General features: G+C 73.0%; 11 protein-coding genes. All 11 read right to left on the reverse strand.

Annotated elements, in window-relative coordinates; all coding sequences use genetic code 11:
* Nucleotides 1-2: 2 nt before the first annotated feature.
* Entirely contained in the window at nt 3-3,473 is a 3,471-nt protein-coding gene (locus ACIPJI_RS25085) for a tubulin-like doman-containing protein (RefSeq protein ID WP_402248951.1), read from the reverse strand.
* Between the two features lie 52 nt (nt 3,474-3,525).
* Nucleotides 3,526-5,907, reverse strand: coding sequence for a VWA domain-containing protein (locus ACIPJI_RS25090; RefSeq protein ID WP_402248952.1), 2,382 nt, complete (start codon nt 5,905-5,907; stop codon nt 3,526-3,528).
* A gap of 6 nt (nt 5,908-5,913) precedes the next feature.
* Nucleotides 5,914-6,483 carry a Pycsar system effector family protein gene (locus ACIPJI_RS25095; RefSeq protein WP_402248954.1) on the reverse strand — a complete coding sequence of 190 codons (570 nt, stop codon included), beginning with the start codon at nt 6,481-6,483 and terminating at the stop codon, nt 5,914-5,916.
* Nucleotides 6,480-7,691, reverse strand: coding sequence for a hypothetical protein (locus ACIPJI_RS25100; RefSeq protein WP_356622677.1), 1,212 nt, complete (start codon nt 7,689-7,691; stop codon nt 6,480-6,482). Before ACIPJI_RS25100 ends, ACIPJI_RS25095 begins: the two co-directional genes overlap by 4 nt.
* Complete coding sequence (locus ACIPJI_RS25105) at nt 7,688-10,006, reverse strand: hypothetical protein (protein ID WP_402248956.1); 2,319 nt, start codon at nt 10,004-10,006, stop codon at nt 7,688-7,690. The genes ACIPJI_RS25100 and ACIPJI_RS25105 overlap by 4 nt, the downstream gene beginning before the upstream one ends.
* Nucleotides 10,003-10,923, reverse strand: coding sequence for a hypothetical protein (locus ACIPJI_RS25110; RefSeq protein ID WP_402248957.1), 921 nt, complete (start codon nt 10,921-10,923; stop codon nt 10,003-10,005). Before ACIPJI_RS25110 ends, ACIPJI_RS25105 begins: the two co-directional genes overlap by 4 nt.
* Nucleotides 10,924-10,992: 69 nt before the next feature.
* A complete protein-coding gene (locus ACIPJI_RS25115) occupies nt 10,993-11,721 on the reverse strand; it encodes a Crp/Fnr family transcriptional regulator (protein ID WP_307708838.1) in 729 nt (242 codons plus the stop codon).
* A 358-nt stretch (nt 11,722-12,079) separates the two neighbouring features.
* Nucleotides 12,080-14,641, reverse strand: coding sequence for a polynucleotide kinase-phosphatase (locus ACIPJI_RS25120; protein ID WP_402248959.1), 2,562 nt, complete (start codon nt 14,639-14,641; stop codon nt 12,080-12,082).
* Nucleotides 14,638-16,098: a 3' terminal RNA ribose 2'-O-methyltransferase Hen1 gene (locus ACIPJI_RS25125; protein WP_356622672.1), complete on the reverse strand. Its 1,461-nt coding sequence runs from the start codon at nt 16,096-16,098 to the stop codon at nt 14,638-14,640. Before ACIPJI_RS25125 ends, ACIPJI_RS25120 begins: the two co-directional genes overlap by 4 nt.
* Before the next feature lie 96 nt (nt 16,099-16,194).
* The gene (gene mmuM / locus ACIPJI_RS25130; protein WP_402248961.1) at nt 16,195-17,097 is read right to left on the reverse strand and encodes a homocysteine S-methyltransferase; all 903 of its coding nucleotides are present in this window, start codon (nt 17,095-17,097) and stop codon (nt 16,195-16,197) included.
* A 15-nt stretch (nt 17,098-17,112) separates the two neighbouring features.
* On the reverse strand, nt 17,113-18,036 hold the full coding sequence (locus ACIPJI_RS25135; protein ID WP_402248963.1) for an LLM class F420-dependent oxidoreductase: 924 nt from the start codon (nt 18,034-18,036) through the stop codon (nt 17,113-17,115).
* Between the last annotated feature and the right edge of the window lie 51 nt (nt 18,037-18,087).

The following is an 18,087-nucleotide window of genomic DNA, read 5'->3' on the forward strand; positions in this document are numbered from 1 at the left end:
GTTCACCATCGTTCGCCGTCCTGGTCGTGGCCGTGGCGGCCCCAGTCGCCCTCGTCCCAAGGGTCGGTGGGGCCCGGCGGCTGTGTGCGGGCGGCGTCCTCGTCCCGGCGGGGGCCGGCGGCCGGTTCGTGGTCGTAGGGGTGCGCGTCGCGGTCGTGGCCCGGGTCCCGTCGCCCGTGGCCCACGCCGCCCCGTCCGTGGCTGTTGTCCTGTCCGTGGCCGTTGTCCTGTCCGTGGCCGTTGTCCTGTCCGTCCGCGTACGTCCGTTCGCGGCGGGGGTCCGAGCGCGGATCGGGTCGCGGCTCGGGGCGCGGAGGCGGGACCGGCGCATCCTCCTGGCGGCGTGCGGCTTCGCTCTGCGCGACGCGCTGGTCGAGCGCGCGCAGGTTGGGCCGGGTGGGGCGGGTGGCACCGGGGAAGCGCATGTCGAGCGCGCCGGGGAAGGTCTGCTCCCAGAAGTCGCGCAGCGGGACGAGCCATTCCTCGTCCTCCGCGCCGAACTGCCCGGTCAGCTCCTTGATCAGGGCGAGCTGGCGGGGCGCCACCTCGTGCACCAGCCGGCGGAACAGCGGCGAGGGGGCTTCCGGTGTGGTGGCGAGACCGACCGGCTGCGCGCTCATCAGCCGCTCGCACACCTCCTCGACGATCCGGCCCTCGTCGAGCAGCGCCCACTGCTCGTAGGCCCGCAGCAGTCCCGCCCAGCTGGAGACGCTGTTGTCGAACGCCTCGAGGCGCAGCGTCATGGTGGCCGCGCCGCCCTCCTGGAGGCGGATGCGGATCTGCTCGGGCGAGTCGGGTGACCCCTTGACCTCGACGAGGCCGTTCCAGACCGCGCACAGGATGCGGTGCAGGATGCGGCGCCGGTCCTCCTCGGTGCTGGCCAGCCAGTCGTCGCGGTAGCCGAGGCGCTGGCGCCAGTGCAGGAAGTCGTCCACGCCGGCGGCGTCCCGGGCCTCCGCCCACAGCCGCAGCACGTGCCGCACCTCCGAGACGTCGGTGAGGCTCATGCCGCTGCGGAACAGCACGACCGTGATCGACTCCGTGTCCACGGCACGGAATTCGGGCACCGTCCCGTACGGCAGGCGCAGTTCACGCCTGAGGAAGGCCGCGGCCCCCGAGCCGGCCTCGCTCTGCGGGTGCACGATGAGCACTTTGAGCGGGCCGCTGCCGTCCGGCTCGAAGCCGACCGGCAGCAGTCCGACGAGCTGGGAGCGGAACTGCTCCAGCCATCGGGTGTCCACCTTCGCGGCGGCGTCCTCGTCACCGGCCGCTGCCTGGAGCAGCACGCCCAGGGAGGGCAGCAGGGGACGGTCGCCGAGCACGCTCGACTCGACGAACAGTCCCTTGACCCGCCGTTCGATGACCTGCTTGATCTCCTTGACGCCGGCCTGCGGCGAACGGCGCACGGACTCCAGGGCCCGCATCCAGTCGTCGGGCCGGATCAGCTTGGCCACCAGGCGGGCGGCGCCCGGGTTCTCCGGCAGGTCCTCGTGCTGGTAGAGCCGGCGGATCACGTCGTCGTAGAAGGCGGCGAGGGTGTTCTGCGGGGGAAGCAGGTACAGCACGCCCTTGCGGTCCTTGCGGTACAGCTCCTTGCGCCGCTCCGCGAAGAACTTGCGCTCGTCCTCCTCGTGTCCGCGCAGCGCCTTGACCAGCTCGCCGATCTCCTTGGTGGTGCGCAGCAGCGGGGGCCGCCAGCGCGACTCCTGGTCCTTCCAGCCGCGGTGCCACTTCTGCCGGGCCCGCCACCGGTACCAGGCGTCCTGCTCGTCGAGGGCGTTCTGCACGTCGGGGTCGCCCCAGCGGGCCGGTACGAGCCCGCCGACGGCCCGCTTGATCAGCGGGATCTGCGGCGGGTGGACGTCCACGCCCTCGCCGCGTTCCGGGTCGTTCCTGCGGTTGTCCAGCATGCCGACGAACCCGGCCTCCGCGACCCGCTGCGGATGGCCGGGAAGGCCGGCGAGCAGCCTCTCCAGCTTGAACGGGTCGATCACGCCCAGCAGTTCGCGGCAGCCCGACCCCGGCCGGAACTCCTCGACCAGCCGTGGGATCTCGGCGTCCAGTTCGCGCTGGAGCCTGCTCAGTGCGTCGTCCATGTCGCCGAGCCTGTTCCGCAAGGCCTGCATGATGGCCCTGGTGCCCTTCGGCAGCGGGTCGGGCGGCACCACCTCCGGCGCCTCCCGGGTCCACAGCCGGCCGATGGCGGAGCGGTCGAACAGGTCGCGGACCCGCTCGGTGCCGTCGTCGGCCGGCTTGCGCGCCTCCTCGTCCATCGCCCGCACGGCCTGGGCCAGCAGCCGTCCCGCCACTATCTCGGCCAGGTCGTCGACCGGCACGGTCAGTGACGCGGCCAGGCTGGTCGACATGGACCGGTGGCCGATGCCCGACCTGGACGGCTTGGAGCGCTCCACGCTCTTGTTGACGAAGCTCGCCGCGAAGGACTGGTAGTCGCCCTCGGCGCGGCCCTGGCCGTTGTCGTCGCCGAGTTCCGTGCCGATGAGGGACATCACCATCGCGGTGATGGAGCGGCGCAGGTCCTCCGGCTCGATGCCGGCGGTGCGGCTGAACAGGAACGCGGTCTGCACCGTCGAGGGGCGCAGCGTGACGAGGCCTTCGCCCGGGTAGCGGACGCCGAGGGAGCTCTGCTCCTCCACGTCTCCGAAGTCGGACCGGGCACTGGGCACGTTCTGGTCGTCGACCAGGCGGGAGAGGTCGACCAGGGCGCGGGACGAGTTCAGTTCGGCCTCACGGCCGCCGCCGGCCTCCGGCGGGAAGGCGGAGGGCATGACGACCAGCGGGTAGATCTTGACGCCTCTGACCTTGGACCTGCGGAACTCGTGGCCGATCAGATGGATGAAGTCGTAGAAGATGCCGGCTCCGGTGCCGCCGGCCACGGAGAACGCCACGAACACGTCGCAGCCGCGGATCTGTCCGCCGCCCATCTCCCGCAGGTCGCCCTGCGAGTTGCTGATCGCGCCGATCGCCTCACGCAACTGGCGCAGCACCGGCTCGAGTCCGCTGCGCAGTGTCGCGAACAGTGCCGACCTGCCCACGGTCGGCAGCTGCCCGGCGCCTGTGTGCAGGGGTGCGACCCGGGGCTGCCGCTCCTGGGGCGGCAGCCAGTGGTGGGTCTCCTCGTGCAGCGCGACCCGCAGCATCCGGGCCACCTCGGGCGAGCTGTCGTAGTCGCTGGGCAGCAGGTCGTGGATGATCCGTGAGGTACGGGCGTGGGCGGCGCTCTCCCCGGCCTTGAGGCCGGCCGGCCGGAGCCGGTCCAGCTCGGACTCGCTGAAGTCCGCGTAGACGAACTGCAGACAGTCCGGCAGTTGGAACGGCAGCCGACGGCCGTCGGTGACCAGCTTGTTTCCGTCGGGCCCGCACAGCTCCCGGCGCAGTCCGCGCTCCAGGTCCGCGCCGATCCTGGCGCCCGTGCCGCCCAGGCCGACGTAGAGCATGGGCTGGTAGATCTTCATGTCTGTCTCCCCTTGCGCCGCCGTGGACGGGCGCTCGTGGCCGAGAGGTGGGTCAGAAGTTGGGGTCGGGAGGGGTTGTTCCGCGTCGCGGCGGGGCGGCCGAGGCGTCGCCCCGGGTCCGTCCGCCGCGGGGGCCGGTGCGATCGGTGGAGCCCTCGGGCCTCGGGCCGCGCGGTCCGGGCACACGCCGGCGGCCGAAGGGGCCGCCGCCCTGGCCCGGGGCCTGTCCGTCACGGCCGGGCCTGCCCGATCGGGAGGCGGTACGGGCGTCACCGACGACGAGCTCGAACCCGTCGGCCAGGCCGGCCGGCTGGCCCTGCCCGATGGCCCGCTCCTGTCCGCCCGGGGGCTTGAGCAGCAGTTGCCCGGCCGTCGTGCGCCGCAGCCGGTACGCCTGGGAACCTCCGCCGCGCCGCAGCGCGGGTGCCCCGTCGCCGGAGCGGCCGACGCCGAACAGGAACTCCCCGCCGGGGCTCTGGCCGGCCCTGATGGTCAGCGTGTCGGGGCGCTGCCCCTCCGCCCGCAGTTCGAGCCGCACACCCGAAAGGTCCCGCCGTCCGGCCCCTGCCCGCAGCCGCACGGCGACCACGGCGGCCAGCGCGCACAGCAGCAGCGCCGCGCCGGTGAAGGCCCACCACCACCTGTCCCACAGGGTGGGTTCGGCGGTGACGCGCACCCCGAGGAAGACGTTGTCCACGACCCGGCCTCCGTCGCCGAGGTCGGTCACCGTGATCCGTCCGGACAGCTCGCCCAGGGGGACGCCCGGGCCGAGCGTGACGGTGAACGGGGTGGAGCTGCCGCCGGGTGCGGCGTTCACCGTCGTCGGGCTGATGCGCAGCGCCGATCCGGGCGGCTGGTCGGCGAGGGAGAGCCGCAGGGTGTGCGGTCCCGAGTCGTTGTTGGTGACGTCGAGCGTGCCGCTGACCGTCTGCCCGGGGTGGACGTCGCCACGGTCGACGCTCAGCCCGGCGGTGAGCACCGGGGTGCCCTGCGAAACGCGGGCGTGCAGGGGCCGGCGGTCGCTGGTGATGCCGGGTGCGGTCATCTCGGTGGTGAGCCGCAGTTCCCCGGAGGCGGTGGCGGGAACGGTGAACCGTCCGGCGTAGCGGGCGTCCTCGGCCCGTTCGTCGGGCTTCTTGCCGCCGTCCGCCAGCGGTACGACGACCGGGTCGAACCCCGCGCCGGTCATCCGGGCCGAGACCCGGATGCCCGTGAGCTGCTCGGGGTCGGTGATCACCACACCGCGCCGGGTCTGCATACGGACCTCGACGACGGCCTCCTCCCCCGGGCGGGGCGAGGCCGGGCTGAGCGTGACCGCGGAACGGAGCCTGCCCTGCCAGATGGCGCGCACGGCGACCTCCCGGTCGCGGTGGCCCTCCGGCGCCTCGATATGGATCCTCCACTTGCCCGGCAGCGGGTTCTTCACCCGCAGCGCCTCGACGGGCCCGTCCTGGCCGCTGGTCTCGAAGGCGGAACCGTCGAACTCACCCTGGGTCGGCACCCGTCGGCCCTTGGGGTCGTAGTAGGTGACGGTGACCTTGGGGTCGTGCTTGCTGACCGTGAGGGAGCCGTCGGTGGCGATGGGCGGGATGGTGACGGACAGGTCGGTGGGCGGTTTGCCGACCGTGCCGTGCGCCACGCGGGCGCAGCGGGCCGCGGCGAAGGTCTCCTGGAGCGCCTTGTCGATCTGCGCCGAGCTGTCGACCACCCGCATCTTCGGGGCGGCGTCGGGCAGGTCGGCGCAGCCGCCTCGGAATCCTCCCTCGGCCATCCTGGTCAGCGCGGCCCGGTCGATGCTGTCGCCGAAGCCGAGCGGCCAGATCTGCACGGACTCCCGCCGCGCCCTGGCCAGTTCCTCCGTCAGGCGCTTCGCGCCGTTGGCCTGGCGGCTCGCCTCGTCGGTGCCGTACTCGGGACTGTCGGAGACGTCGAGGCGGCCGTCGGTGAGCAGGAAGACGACCTTGGGGATCTCCTTGTCGCCCTTCTCCGCCAGCCGGTCGACGGCCTGCCGCACGGCCGCGGGGAAGTCGGTGCCCGGTCCGGTCTTCTTGTCGTCGCGGTGGGCCAGTTGCTGCACGCAGTCGCTCAGCCGCTGCCGTCCCGCGGTGTCGGCCGTGGTCAGGGCGCACACTTCGCTGACCGGTGACTGGCCCGGTTTCTCCGAGCTGCCGAAGCCGATGACGGCGGCGCGGGAGCGAGCGGAGATCTCACCCTGGGTGATCAGCGAGGCGGCTTCCACCTCACGTGTCAGGTCCTCGTCGGACAGGCTCTCCGACTGGTCCACGACGACCGCGAAGTCGATCGGGTCGGGCCCGTCGGACGCCGGCGCGGCCGCCCTGCCCAGGGGGCCGGCGGCCTGTCCCGGCGCCGCGGCCGGAAGTATCAGGAGCGCGCAGACCAGCACCGGCACACCCGTCTTGCGGAACATTCTCATCGTCTCTCACCACAGCTCGCCGAAGAGGACCAGCAGCGCGCCGAAGGTCAGCGTGCAGACCCCCATGCGCAACCACCGGTATTTGGCGGCCAGGACCGCCCCGTGCACCCGTGCCTGGCCGACCAGCCAGCGCACGACGTCCTCGCCCGACTCCGAGAGCCGGACGAGCAGTTCATCGGTCGGCGTGCCGACCGCGAGATCGCGAAGGTACGTGGAGTCCGCGCCGGTCCGCGTGCGCGGCAGTATCACGCCGACGAGCATCAGCACGCCCGCCGCGTAGAGCAGCAGCCCGGCGGTCACGGTGGCTGCCGCCGCCCGGGACGCCGGCAGCGGGAGTTCGTTGCGCGAGAAGGCGACGGCCAGTGCGGCGACCGCTCCGGAGAGCAGGATCGCCGCCTTGGCGTCGGCCCGGCCGATGTCCTCGCGTACGGAGTTGAGCAGCCGCTCGGCGACGAACCGCACGTCGCCGCCGGGGTCGGGGCCGGGGCCGGTTGCCGGTCCGGGTGCGGCACCCGCGCCGGGGACGGGCCCCGCACCGGCGCCCGGACCGGGGCCCGGCGGTGCGCCGCCGGTCACTCGTCCCCCCAGTCGTCGAAGTCCGCGCTCGGGCGGGAGCCGCCCGATCCGGCAGCCGGCCGCCCGTCGCGGTCCCGCTCCGCGGACGACTGCACCCGGGTGGGCTCGTAGACGTGCCCGTCGTCGGGGGCCGGGCCGGCGGCGTCCTCCGGCTCCTCGTCCCAGAACGGCCGCCTCGGCTCCGGGGTCTCCTCCCTGCGCGAGGAGAGCGCGGGCCGGCCTCCGTCGGGGGACGTGAGCACCCGGTCGGTGACCCTGCCGGTCACCCTGCCGCTGTTGTCCCTCAGATACCGGAGCACCTCGTACATCTGCTCGCCCACGTCGTGCCGCTCCAGCATTCCCGCGTCGAGCAGGCGGTTGAACAGGTGCAGATAGTCGGCCTGTCCCTCCCGCTTCTCCTGCCGGATCGCCTGGCGGATCTCCCACACCTTGTCGGGGTTGCTCGCCATCAGATGGGTGATCTCGGCCTCCTCGCCGCGGCGCAGGACCTCCTCCAACTGGGCGGCGCGCTCCGCGACGCGCTCGCGCTCGTACCGGTCCTTGCGCCGGTCCGCCTCGGCCTGCGCCCGGTCCTTCTCCATCGCGAAGGCGACGTCGTCCCGCTCGGCGACCCGGTCCCTGACCTGGTCGCTGAGGTCGATGAAGACATGCACCCGGGTACGCAGGCCGAGATCGGCGCCCAGATCCATCCGGCCGGCCCGCAGTTCGGCCTGGACGGCCTCCTCCGCGCGCTGCGCCTCCGTCAGCCGGAACCGGCGGGACACCTGGCGCAGCCCGTACAGCAGGTCGCCGTGCAGCATCTCGCGGACGTCCCAGACGGCCTTCTCGACCACCAGGCGCGGGTCGTCCACCTCCCACTGCACCTCGGCACGCGTCTTGAACGACTGGGCGTCGCCGGCCGCGGGCAGGGCCAGGTCGAAGGCGGTGACATGGCGTCCGAGGATCACCTCGAAGACGGCGCGGGGTCCTCCGAACCAGGGCTTGTCGTGGTCCTCCCTGCGGCTCGGCCACAGCACGCTGTGGCCCCCGTTGGGGTACAGGTACACGGCCGCCACCTGGCCGCTGCGCGGCGTGTACGGCAGGACGCACTCCCGCAGCAGCGGCCCTTTGCGCGGCTCGGCGGCACCGGCCCTCTCGTCGGCGCCTGCTTGCTCGTCGGGCCGGAACGGCTGCTGCGCGGGCGGTTCTCCGGCGCCTGACGGGGTCATCGCATCGCTCCTTCCGCCGCCGCTTCCCACATCACGCGGGCGGCGTTCTTGTCCAAGGGGTCGTCCTCGTCCCGGACCAGCCGGGCCAGCAGGTGCCGCACCCGGTCGCGGTCCCTGCGTTCCACGGTGATCAGCGGGAGGAAGCCGCGGACCACCTCCAGTTGCGTGGGGTCGTCCACGCACTGGCGCAGGACCCGCCCGAGGGCTTCGAGCGCCACCTCGCCGGAGCGGGCGGTGCCGAGGGTGAGGCTCACCAGGTCGGCGAGCTTGCCGACCAGGGGTTCGTGGGTGGCGAGCAGGGCCACGAGCAGCGGCCGCCTGGCGTGCTCCTCCAGCGCCTCGGTCTCGTCGAGGCCCCACAGATAGGTGGTGCGTGTGGTCATCGTGCCGAGCACGCTCAGCAGAACCAGGTCGGCGAGCTCCCGCTGGCCGCCGCGCAGCCAGGCGCCGAGGCGGGTGACGACCGTCGCCGGCTCCGCACCGGCCAGCAGCCGGGTGACGCTGAACGCCGCGTTGGACAGCGTCGTCACATCGCCGGCCCGGACGGCCTTCGCCAGCGCGTCGAGGGAGGCGCGGACGGAACCGGCGGCCATGCCGTACCCGTGGGTCAGCAGCGCCGTCGTCACCAGCGCCTCGTCCCCGGACGTGGCCCACTCCTTCAGCAGCGCGCCGACCGCGGGCCGTACGGACGCGTCCCTGGACGCCTCCGCGAGCGCGGTCGCGGCCGACATCTGCTGGACGGGGCTGTCGACGGCGGCCATCGGGCCGATCAGTTCGCCCGCCCCGTGGACCCAGTCCCAGGAGCAGAGCACGCCGGCGGCGACGGAGGCACGCACCCACACCTGGGGCCGCGGGTCGTCGCACAGGGTGCGCAGCCAGCGCACCACCGGGCCGCGCGCGTTGTGGTAGCCGTTCCACACCTCGCGCAGGACGGCGGTCGCGAGGGCCTCGCCCTGGAAGCGGATGGCGCGTACCGGGATCTGGGCGTCACCGAGGTCGAACTCCGCGTCCTCGACGACCGCACGGGCCAGGGCGGGGCGGTCGTCGGCGTGGGTGCCGAACAGCCGCCGCCCCACGGGCTGTTCGGGGTCAAGGGTGACGGACATCTCCCAGGCGAGCTGCTCGGCGGCCTCCGCGGCAAGGCCGTAGGGCGAGCCGTTGAACACGGCGACGGCGATACGGAAGGCCGCGGCGCTCAGCGCGGGACCCGCCTCGGGGAGGGTGCCGGGGCGGTCCGCGCCGGCGAACCACGCGCGGGCCTGCGCCCGTACGAAGGTGGTGCAGCCGTCGAGGAGTTCGTCGTCGCCGAGTTCGCCGCGCCAGTGGCGGGCGAGCAGCTGCGCGAGACCGGCGGCCTCCTTGGGCCGCAGTTCGTCGAGTCCGAGCGCGCCCTTCAGGTCCTCGCGGCGGGCCAGTTCGCGGCAGGCGTCGAGGGCCTCCGGCGGTTCGCCGAGCAGCTGGATGCGCAGATGGCGGTGGAGGACGTCCTCGGTCACCGGCGGGCGGAGCTGCATCCCGTACCGGCCGCGCAGCAGCCGGTCGGCCAGGTCCCCGCTCTCCACGAGGACGACGCCGAACGCCTTGGCGGTCAGCAGCTGCCTGCTGAAGCGGTCCAGATGCAGTTCCGTGAGCCGGCCGGGGTGACGTCCCTCGTCCCGGCCGTCGCCGCGGGTGCTCCGGCCGCCCTCCCGGTGCAGCTCGTCGGACGCGAGTTCCAGGAGGTGCCCGTACTCCTCCTTGAGCATGTCGCCGGAGATCCGGTGCACGGCCTCGCTGGGGTCCAGCCGGGTGACCTGGTGGTCGGTGAGTTCGGAGAGCAGGGCGAGGGCCGTGGCCGTGCGGCCGCTCCCCCGTTCCCCGCACAGGACCAGCAGCCCGCATTCGCGCAGCCTGGTGCGCATCCGACCGTATCCGGGGGTCTCGCAGTAGACCCCCGCGAGCCGGCGCAGCTCCTCGGCGGGGACGGGCCCGTCGAGCATGGCCGGGCCGGGGCCGGCGCCGAACTGGTTGATGAAGTAGTTGCCGTGGAAGTACTGGCCGTCGTCGCCGAAGGTGACGACCCGCTCCGCCTGCCGCGGTGCGAAGGTCCGGCGTGCCGCGTGGGCGGTGCCCGATCCGCCGGTGCCGCCGGCGGACCCCATCGGGCTGCGGCCCGCCGTGGCGAACGGGTTGGGCGGTTCCGGAGCCGGTTCCGCGGCGTCCTGCGCGGCGGCCTCCGCGTCCGGTTCCGCGGGTTTCTGGACGGGTGCGGGGGCCGGCTTCTGCTCGTCGGCCGGGGCGTCGGGCGGCGGGGACTCGTCGTGGTCGCTGCTCATGCGGCACCGTCCCCGTCGGGGGCGGCCGGGCCACGGCTCTTGCGGATGCCGGTCACCTCACCGTGGAACACGTTGTTCTCGAAGGAGGCCACGTCGCCCTGGGCGTTGATGTGCGTGACGGTCGTGCCGGCGGTGCCTGCCGTCCCTGCCCGGTCTGTCGTGCCGGTGGTGCCTGTGGTGCCCTTCGTGCCGGTGGTGCGGGACCCCGGCGGGTCCCAAGGCGGTGGGCCGTCCCCCTGTACCGGCCCACCGCCGGTCTCGGCCCCCGGTTCGCCCGCGCCGCCCGTGCTCCGGTGCGCGGCGCCCGGCCCTGACGCGGGCCGGTCCTCTGGCAGTGGGGGCGCGGGTAACCGGGGGATGTGGAACCAGGCGGTCTCGTCGGTCTCCTTGAGCCGGACCCGCGCACTGCGGTACGCCTCCGGTTCGACGTAACGGCCGCCTTCCGCCACCACGTTGGCATAGAGCCAGTCGGAGACGACCAGCAGCAGATCGCTGCCGGGGGCGAGCTCCATCGTCCGCCTGGCGACCGGGCTGTCGCAGAGCCGTGCCGCCACGTCCACGGCACGCCCCACCAGTCCCCTGCCGTCGTCGAGCACGGGGCCGGCATTCATCCCGATCCGCAGCCGCAGGCGGTCGGCGCTGCCCGCGTTGTGCTCGCGCAGGCTCTGGAACAGCGTGTCGAGCCAGGTGCCGACCATCAGGGTCGGCGGTACGCCGGGGTCGAGCGCGGCGAGGATCCCGTCGCCGCGGTCCTCCTGGTGGACACGGTCCACCTCGACGCCCACGGAGGCGTACGCCTCGGCGAAGGCCCCGTACATGGCGGCCCGCATACGCCTCTTCGCGTCGAGGCCCATGCGCCCCGAGCCGCAGGCGTCCCCGAAGACCACCAGTCTGTTCACGGCTGCTGCACTGCTCACTCGGACCCCCTGGGTGCTGTCGTCTCGGGAACAAGACTCGGTGCGTCGTGCGACGGGCGATGTAGCCGTTTACACAAGTGGCGGGCTTTTCTTGGCCGGTCCGCGCTGCGGTGGTTGCTCGCGGCCCTGCGCGAGGAGCCGCAGCAGGTCCATGTCGGTGACGATCAGCCGCCGGTGCGCGGTGCGGACCACCCCTTGCTCCCGCAGCAGCCGCAGCACCTTGGCGACCGCTTCCCTGGTGGCCCCTATCGCCGCCGCCAGGTCGTGCTGCGGCAGGGGCAGGTCGATGACGGTGCCGTCGCCGTCGGTGCGGCCGACCCGTCCGCCGAGTTCGACCAGGCGGGCGGCGAGCCGCTGGAGCACGGAACCGGACGCCAGGGAGCGGCGCTCCACGTCCGAGCTGCGCAGCCGGGCGGTGAGCTGGCGCATGATCAGCGCCGTGGCCTGCGGTCTGGCGGCGAGGAAGCTGCGGAAACGCTCGCCGGAGACGGCCACGGTGCGCACCTGGCCGAGCGCGGTCACCGTGGCGCTGCGCGGGCCGCGGTCCACGGCAGCGAGGTCGCCCACGACCTCGCCGGCCCCGCGCAGGGCGAGGATGAGACGGCCGCCGCGGTCGGTGCCCACGGAGACCACGGCCCAGCCGGAGAGCACCAGGAGCACGAAGGTGCTGGTGTCGCGCTCCTCGATCATGACGTCACCGGACGCGTAGACGCGGGGTGCTCCCAGTGCGGTGAGCGTGGCGCGGTCCTGTGGAGTGAGGGCGTCGAGAAACGAACGGCCCCCTCCGAACAGACTCATCGACTCGCCCCCCGCAGCGGATGTGCTGGCCCTTCGGGGGACCACGTCCTTCGCCGGCGTTCCTTCCCGCGCAGTGGACTCTCAAGGCACGCGGTGCCACAGAGTTGACCAACCGTCACACTGCGTCGGGGCAATGACGCTATGGGCCGGTCATTGGTCGGTCAATATGACCTGGATGGAGCTCGGGGGCACGAGGGGGCGCATTCATCAACGCGCAGGCGCATGATCCACAGCCGTACCTCTTGAACGAGCCCCCCACGTACGAACGGCCTCGGGCGCCCGCCGGGCGCCCGAGGCCGTCGCACAGCCCTCGCAGCCGAATCCTCCGTGCTCGCTGCCTGCCCGCCGGATCAGCGGCTCACAGCCGCGGGTCCACCGGTTCCGACTCCAGAGCCAGCACGGCGAACACGGCTTCGTGGACCCGCCACAGCGGCTCCCCGTCGCCAAGCCGGTCCAGCGCCTCGAGGCCCAGGGCATACTCGCGCAGTGCGAGAGAGCGCTTGTGGTTCAGGAACCTCTCCCTCAACCGCTCCAGGTTCCGCGGCCGGGTGTACTCGGGGCCGTAGATGATCCGCAGGTACTCACGGCCGCGGACCTTGATGCCCGGCTGCACGAGACGGCCCTTGCCGTCCCGCGCGAGCGGCTGGAGCGGCTTGACGACCATGCCCTCGCCGCCCCGCCCGGTCATCTCCAGCCACCAGTCGACACCGGAGCGCACCGACGCCTCGTCACCCGTGTCGACGATCAGCCGCCTGGTGACCTGGAGCAGGCCGGTGGCGTCGTGCTCCACCAGCTTGTCGAGCCAGGCCAGTTGCTCGTCGTGCGGGACAGCGGCGAGCGAGCGGCCCTCGGCCGCGAGGATCTGGAAGGGCGCGAGACGCACCCCCTCCAGCCCGTCGGTGCTCCAGCAGTAACGCCGGTACGCCTCGGTGAACGCGGCCGCGTCGGCGGTGCGCTCGCGCTGCCGGTCCCGCAGTTGCTCCACGGTGGCGCCGCGCGCGGCGGCGGCCTCCAGGGCGGCGGTCGCCCTCGGCAGCACGGCTTTGGAGGCAGCGCCGACCGCGGCGTACTGCGAGCGCAGCAGCCCGGACGCCTTGAGCGACCAGGGCATCAGCTCCGCGTCCAGCAGCAGCCAGCGCGTGTCGAGTTCGTCCCACAGCCCGGCGTCGGTGACGGCCGTGCGCAGGCGTCCCAGGATCTCCTCCGTGACCGCCGGGTCGTCGAAGAACGGCCGCCCGGTGCGGGTGTGCAGCGCTCCGGTGGGTCCTTCGACGCCGAACCGCTCCCGCGCCGCGTCGGCGTCACGGCAGACCAGCGCGACCGCCCGCGAGCCCATGTGCTTCTCCTCGCACACGACCCTGGCGATGCCGTCGGACCGGTACTGGGCGAACGCCTCCACCGGGTGCTCCAGGTAGCCGTCCTCCTTGGAGGTGGCCGTCGGGGCCATCGTGGGCGGCAGATACGTGAGCAGCCGCGGGTCGACGGCGAAGCGGCTCATCACCTCGAGCGCCGCCGCCGCGTTCTCCTCGCGCACGCCGATGCGCGCCATGTGCCGGGTCTCGACCACCCGCCTGCCCTGCACGTCGGCGAGGTCCAGCGGCCGGCCCTCACGGCCGCCCGGCGCCTCCGTGACGAGCGGCCTGACCGGCTCGTACCAGACCTTCTCGGCCGGTACGTCGACCAGCTCGCGTTCGGGCCAGCGCAGCGCGGTCATCCTGCCGCCGAAGACGGCGCCGGTGTCGAGGCAGATCGTGTTGTTGATCCATGAGGTGTTGGGGACCGGTGTGTGGCCGTAGACCACGGCGGCACGGCCCCGGTAGTCCTCCGCCCACGGGTAGCGGACGGGCAGCCCGAACTCGTCCGTCTCGCCCGTCGTGTCCCCGTACAGCGCGTGCGAACGCACCCGCCCCGACGTGCGGCCGTGGTACTTCTCGGGCAGGCCCGCGTGGCAGACGACGAGCTTGCCCTCGTCGAGCACGTAGTGGCTGACGAGGCCGTCGATGAACTCCCTCACCTGCTCGCGGAAGGCGTCGTCCTCCTTCTCCAGCTGCTCGATGGTCTCCGCGAGGCCGTGGGTGTGCTGGACGTTGCGGCCCTTCAGCCAGCGGCCGAGCTTGTTCTCGTGGTTGCCGGGCACACACAGGGCGTTGCCGGCGGCGACCATCGCCATCACCCGCCGCAACACGCCGGGGCTGTCGGGGCCGCGGTCGACGAGGTCTCCCACGAAGACGGCGGTACGGCCCTCGGGGTGGGCGCCGTCCACATAGCCGAGCTTGCCGAGGAGGGTCTCCAGCTCGGAGCTGCAGCCGTGGATGTCGCCGATGATGTCGAACGGGCCGGTGAGGTGGCGGAGGTCGTTGTAGCGGCGCTCGAGGACGATCTCGGCGCTCTCCACCTCCTCCACGCTGCGCAGGATGTGCACCTTGCGGAAGCCCTCGCGCTCCAGACCGCGCAGCGAACGGCGCAGCTCCCGGCGGTGGCGGGCGATGACGTGGCGCGGCATGCCGGCCCGGTCGGGCCGGCCGGCGTTGCGCTCCGCGCACACCTCCTCCGGCATGTCGAGGACGATCGCGATCGGCAGGACGTCGTGCTGCCTGGCCAGCTGCACCAGCTGCCGGCGGCTCTCCGCCTGGACGCTCGTCGCGTCGACGACGGTGAGCCGGCCGGCCGCGAGCCGCTTGCCCACGATGTAGTGCAGGACGTCGAACGCGTCGCCGCTGGCACTCTGGTCGTTCTCGTCGTCGGCGACGAGTCCCCGGCAGAAGTCGGAGGAGATGACCTCGGTCGGCTTGAAGTGCCTGCGCGCGAAGGTGGACTTGCCGGAGCCGGTGGCCCCGACGAGGACGACGAGCGACAGGTCGGTCACCGGGAGCCGGCGGCCGGGCGCGGTCGTGCCTTCGGAGAGTGTCGTGCTGGTCATGCGGCCTTCGCCTCCTTCTCGGTGATCTCGAACACGGCCATCTGCGTGGGCGGGCCCACTTCGGGGTCGTCGGGCCCGACGGGCACGAGCCGTACGCCGTAGCCGTGGCGCTCCGCCACGCCCTCGGCCCAGGTGCGGAACTCCTGCCGGGTCCACTCGAAGCGGTGGTCGCCGTGGCGCACGTGCCCGGCGGGCAGGCTCTCCCAGCGGACGTTGTACTCGACGTTCGGGGTCGTCACCAGCACCGTCCGCGGCCGGGCGGAGCCGAACACCGCGTACTCCAGGGCCGGCAGCCGCGGCAGGTCGAGGTGCTCGATGACCTCGCTGAGGACGGCGGCGTCGTATCCCGTCAGCCGCTTGTCCGTGTAGGTGAGCGAGCCCTGCATCAGCTTGACGCGGGACGCCTGCCGCTCGCCCATGCGGTCCAGCTTGAGGCGCCGGCCCGCGACGGTCAGCGCCCGCACCGACACGTCGACGCCGACGATCTCGGTGAAACGCGTGTCCTTCAGCAGAGCCTGCACCAACTGGCCCTGTCCGCAGCCGAGGTCGAGCACCCTGCTCGCGCCGGCCGTGTGCAGCGCCTCCAGGACGGCGGCCCTGCGCTGCTCGGCGAGGGGTACGGGGCGCTCCTCCGTGTCGGTGGTCTCGTCGACCGCGTTGTCGACGTCCTCGACGTCGAGGTCGTCGGCCTCGGCCAGCCGCACCAGTTCGAGGCGCTCCATGGCCTGGCGGGTCAGTCCCCAGCGGCGTGACAGGTAGCGGCTGGTGATCAGCTTCTGTTCGGGGTGGTCGGCGAGCCAGCCTTCACCGGCGCGCAGCAGCTTGTCGACCTCGTCGGGCGCGACCCAGTAGTGCTTGGCGTCGTCGAGGACGGGCAGCAGCACGTAGAGCTGGCGCAGCGCGTCGGCGAGCCGCAGCTCCCCTTCGAGCACCAGCTGTACGTAGCGGGAGTCGCCCCACTCGGGGAACTGCTCGTCGAGCGCGACCGGTTCGGCCTCCACCGTGCTCCAGCCGAGCGGCCCGAAGAGCGCCCGCACCAGCTCGGCGCCGCCGCGGGCGGGCAGCGCGGGCACCTCGACACGCAGCGGCATCGGGGCCTCTGCGCGCCCCGGCAGTGCGGCGCAGACGCCGCGCAGGGCGCTCTTGAACACCGTGGTCAGGGCGACGGCCAGCAGTGACGACGCCGCGTAGGGGCGGTCGTTGACGTATTGGGCGAGCGCCGAGTCGGGGGCGCCGCCGCGGCCCTTGCCCTTGCCGCGCCGCACCAGGGCCACCGGATCCACCTCCAGGAGCAGCGCGGCCGTGCACCGCTCGGCGGACGCCTCGGGGTAGAAGACGTGCGCCGTGCCGTGCGAGGTGGAGAACGCCTGCGCCTTGTCGGGATGCTTGTGCAGCAGATAACCCAGGTCGGTCGCGGGGCGTTCAACGGTGCCGGTGGTACTGATCGTCAGGAACACGCGTTTGAGTATCGTCCGCATCGGCCGCCCCGACCAGGGGTTTTCGTCAGGGGACGGCTCGTGTTCGGCGCGCCACCGGGCGTGTCCGGCCCCCGCTCAGGGGCGCAGCAGCCGCGCGAGCTCCGCGATCTCGCCAGGGCCGACCCGGCAGCAGCCGCCGGCCAGGCGTGCCCCGGCCTCGCGCCATTCGCGCACCATGCCCGGGTCGTACCCGAAACCGCCCTGCCAGGAGCGGGAGGCGGCGTCCCACCGTTCGCCGCTGTTCGGGTACACGACGGCCGGCTTGCCGGTGACCCGCGAGGCGAGCGCGACCGCGTCCGTGGTCTCGCGCGGGTCGCAGCAGTTGACGCCCACGGCGATGACCTGGTCACGGCCGGCGGCGAGCGCGAACGCCTCGGCGAGCGGTTGGCCGGCGCGCGTGCGGCCGGCCGCGACGGTGTACGACAGCCACACCGGCACGCCGCACCCTTCGGCGGCGTCGAGCAGCGCCTGCGCCTCGTCCGTGTCGGGCACGGTCTCCAGGGCCAGCACGTCCGGGCCGGCGGCGGCGAGCGCCTCGATCCGCGGCCGGTGGAAGCGCTCCAGCTCGCGCACGCCGAGTCCGTACCGGCCGCGGTACTCGCTGCCGTCCGCGAGCATGGCGCCGTACGGTCCGACGGATGCGGCGACCCACACCTCATGGCCGGCGGCGTCCGCGGCGGACCTGGCGAGGCCGACGCTGCGGCCCAGCAGCCCGGCCGTCTGCTCCCGGCCGAGTCCACGCCGGGCGAACCCCTCGAACGTGGCCTGGTAGCTCGAGGTGATCAGCACCTGGGCTCCCGCCCGTACGTACGCCCTGTGCGCGGCCTCGATCTGCTCCGGGTCGTCGGCGAGCAGTCGGGCCGACCAGAGGCTGCCGGTGAGGTCACAGCCCTGTGCCTGGAGTTGGTTGGACAGACCGCCGTCCAGGACGACGGGGCCTTCCTCGAGGGCGGCGGCGAGCGTACGGGCGGGTTTCACGGTGCTCTCCTTCGGTCAGCTCAGCTGCGAGCTGACCTGCGACGAGATCAGTTCCAGGTGGTCGAGGTCGTCGAGGTCGAGCACCTGGAGGTAGATACGGGACGAGCCTGTGGCGGCATAGCGCCCGATCTTGTCGACGACCTCCGCGGGCGAGCCCGCCAGTCCGTTCGCCTTCAGCTCGTCCACCTCGCGGCCGATCGACGCCGCGCGACGGGCCACCTCCGCGTCGTCCTTGCCGACGCACACGACCAGCGCGTTGGAGTAGACGAGGTCGCCGGGGGCGCGGCCGGCCTTCTCCGCGGCGGCGCGCACCCGGCCGAACTGCCGCTCGGTGTCCTCGATCGAGGCGAAGGGCAGGTTGAACTCGTCCGCGTACTGGGCGGCGAGGCGGGGGGTGCGGGTCGCTCCGTGGCCGCCGATCAGCACGGGGATCTTCCGCTGGGCGGGCTTGGGCAGTGCGGGCGAGTCGGACAGCTGGTAGTGCGTGCCGTCGTAGGAGAAGGTCTTGCCCACCTCCGTGGCCCACAGTCCGGTGACGATCGCCAGCTGCTCCTCGAGCCGGGCGAACTTCTCCTTCGGGAACGGGATGCCGTACGCCTTGTGCTCTTCCTCGAACCAGCCTGCGCCGAGGCCCAGTTCGACACGGCCGCCCGACATCTGGTCGACCTGGGCGACCTGGATCGCCAGCACACCGGGGAGTCGGAAGGTGCCGGCCGTCATCAGGGTGCCGAGGCGGATGCGCTTGGTCTCACGGGCCAGTCCGGCCAGGGTGATCCAGGCGTCCGTCGGTCCCGGCAGCCCGTCCGAGGAGCCCATGCTCAGGTAGTGGTCGGAGCGGAAGAAGGCGTCGAAGCCGAGGTCCTCGGTGGCTTTGGCGACGGCCAGCAGGGTGTCGTAGCTCGCCCCTTGCTGGGGCTCGGTGAAGATTCGAAGATCCATGGTTCCATCCTGCACCCTGGGCTCGCGGCCCGTCGCGGCCCAAGGTCCCGG

The organism is Streptomyces sp. NPDC086835, from assembly GCF_044745705.1.
Taxonomy (GTDB): domain Bacteria; phylum Actinomycetota; class Actinomycetes; order Streptomycetales; family Streptomycetaceae; genus Streptomyces.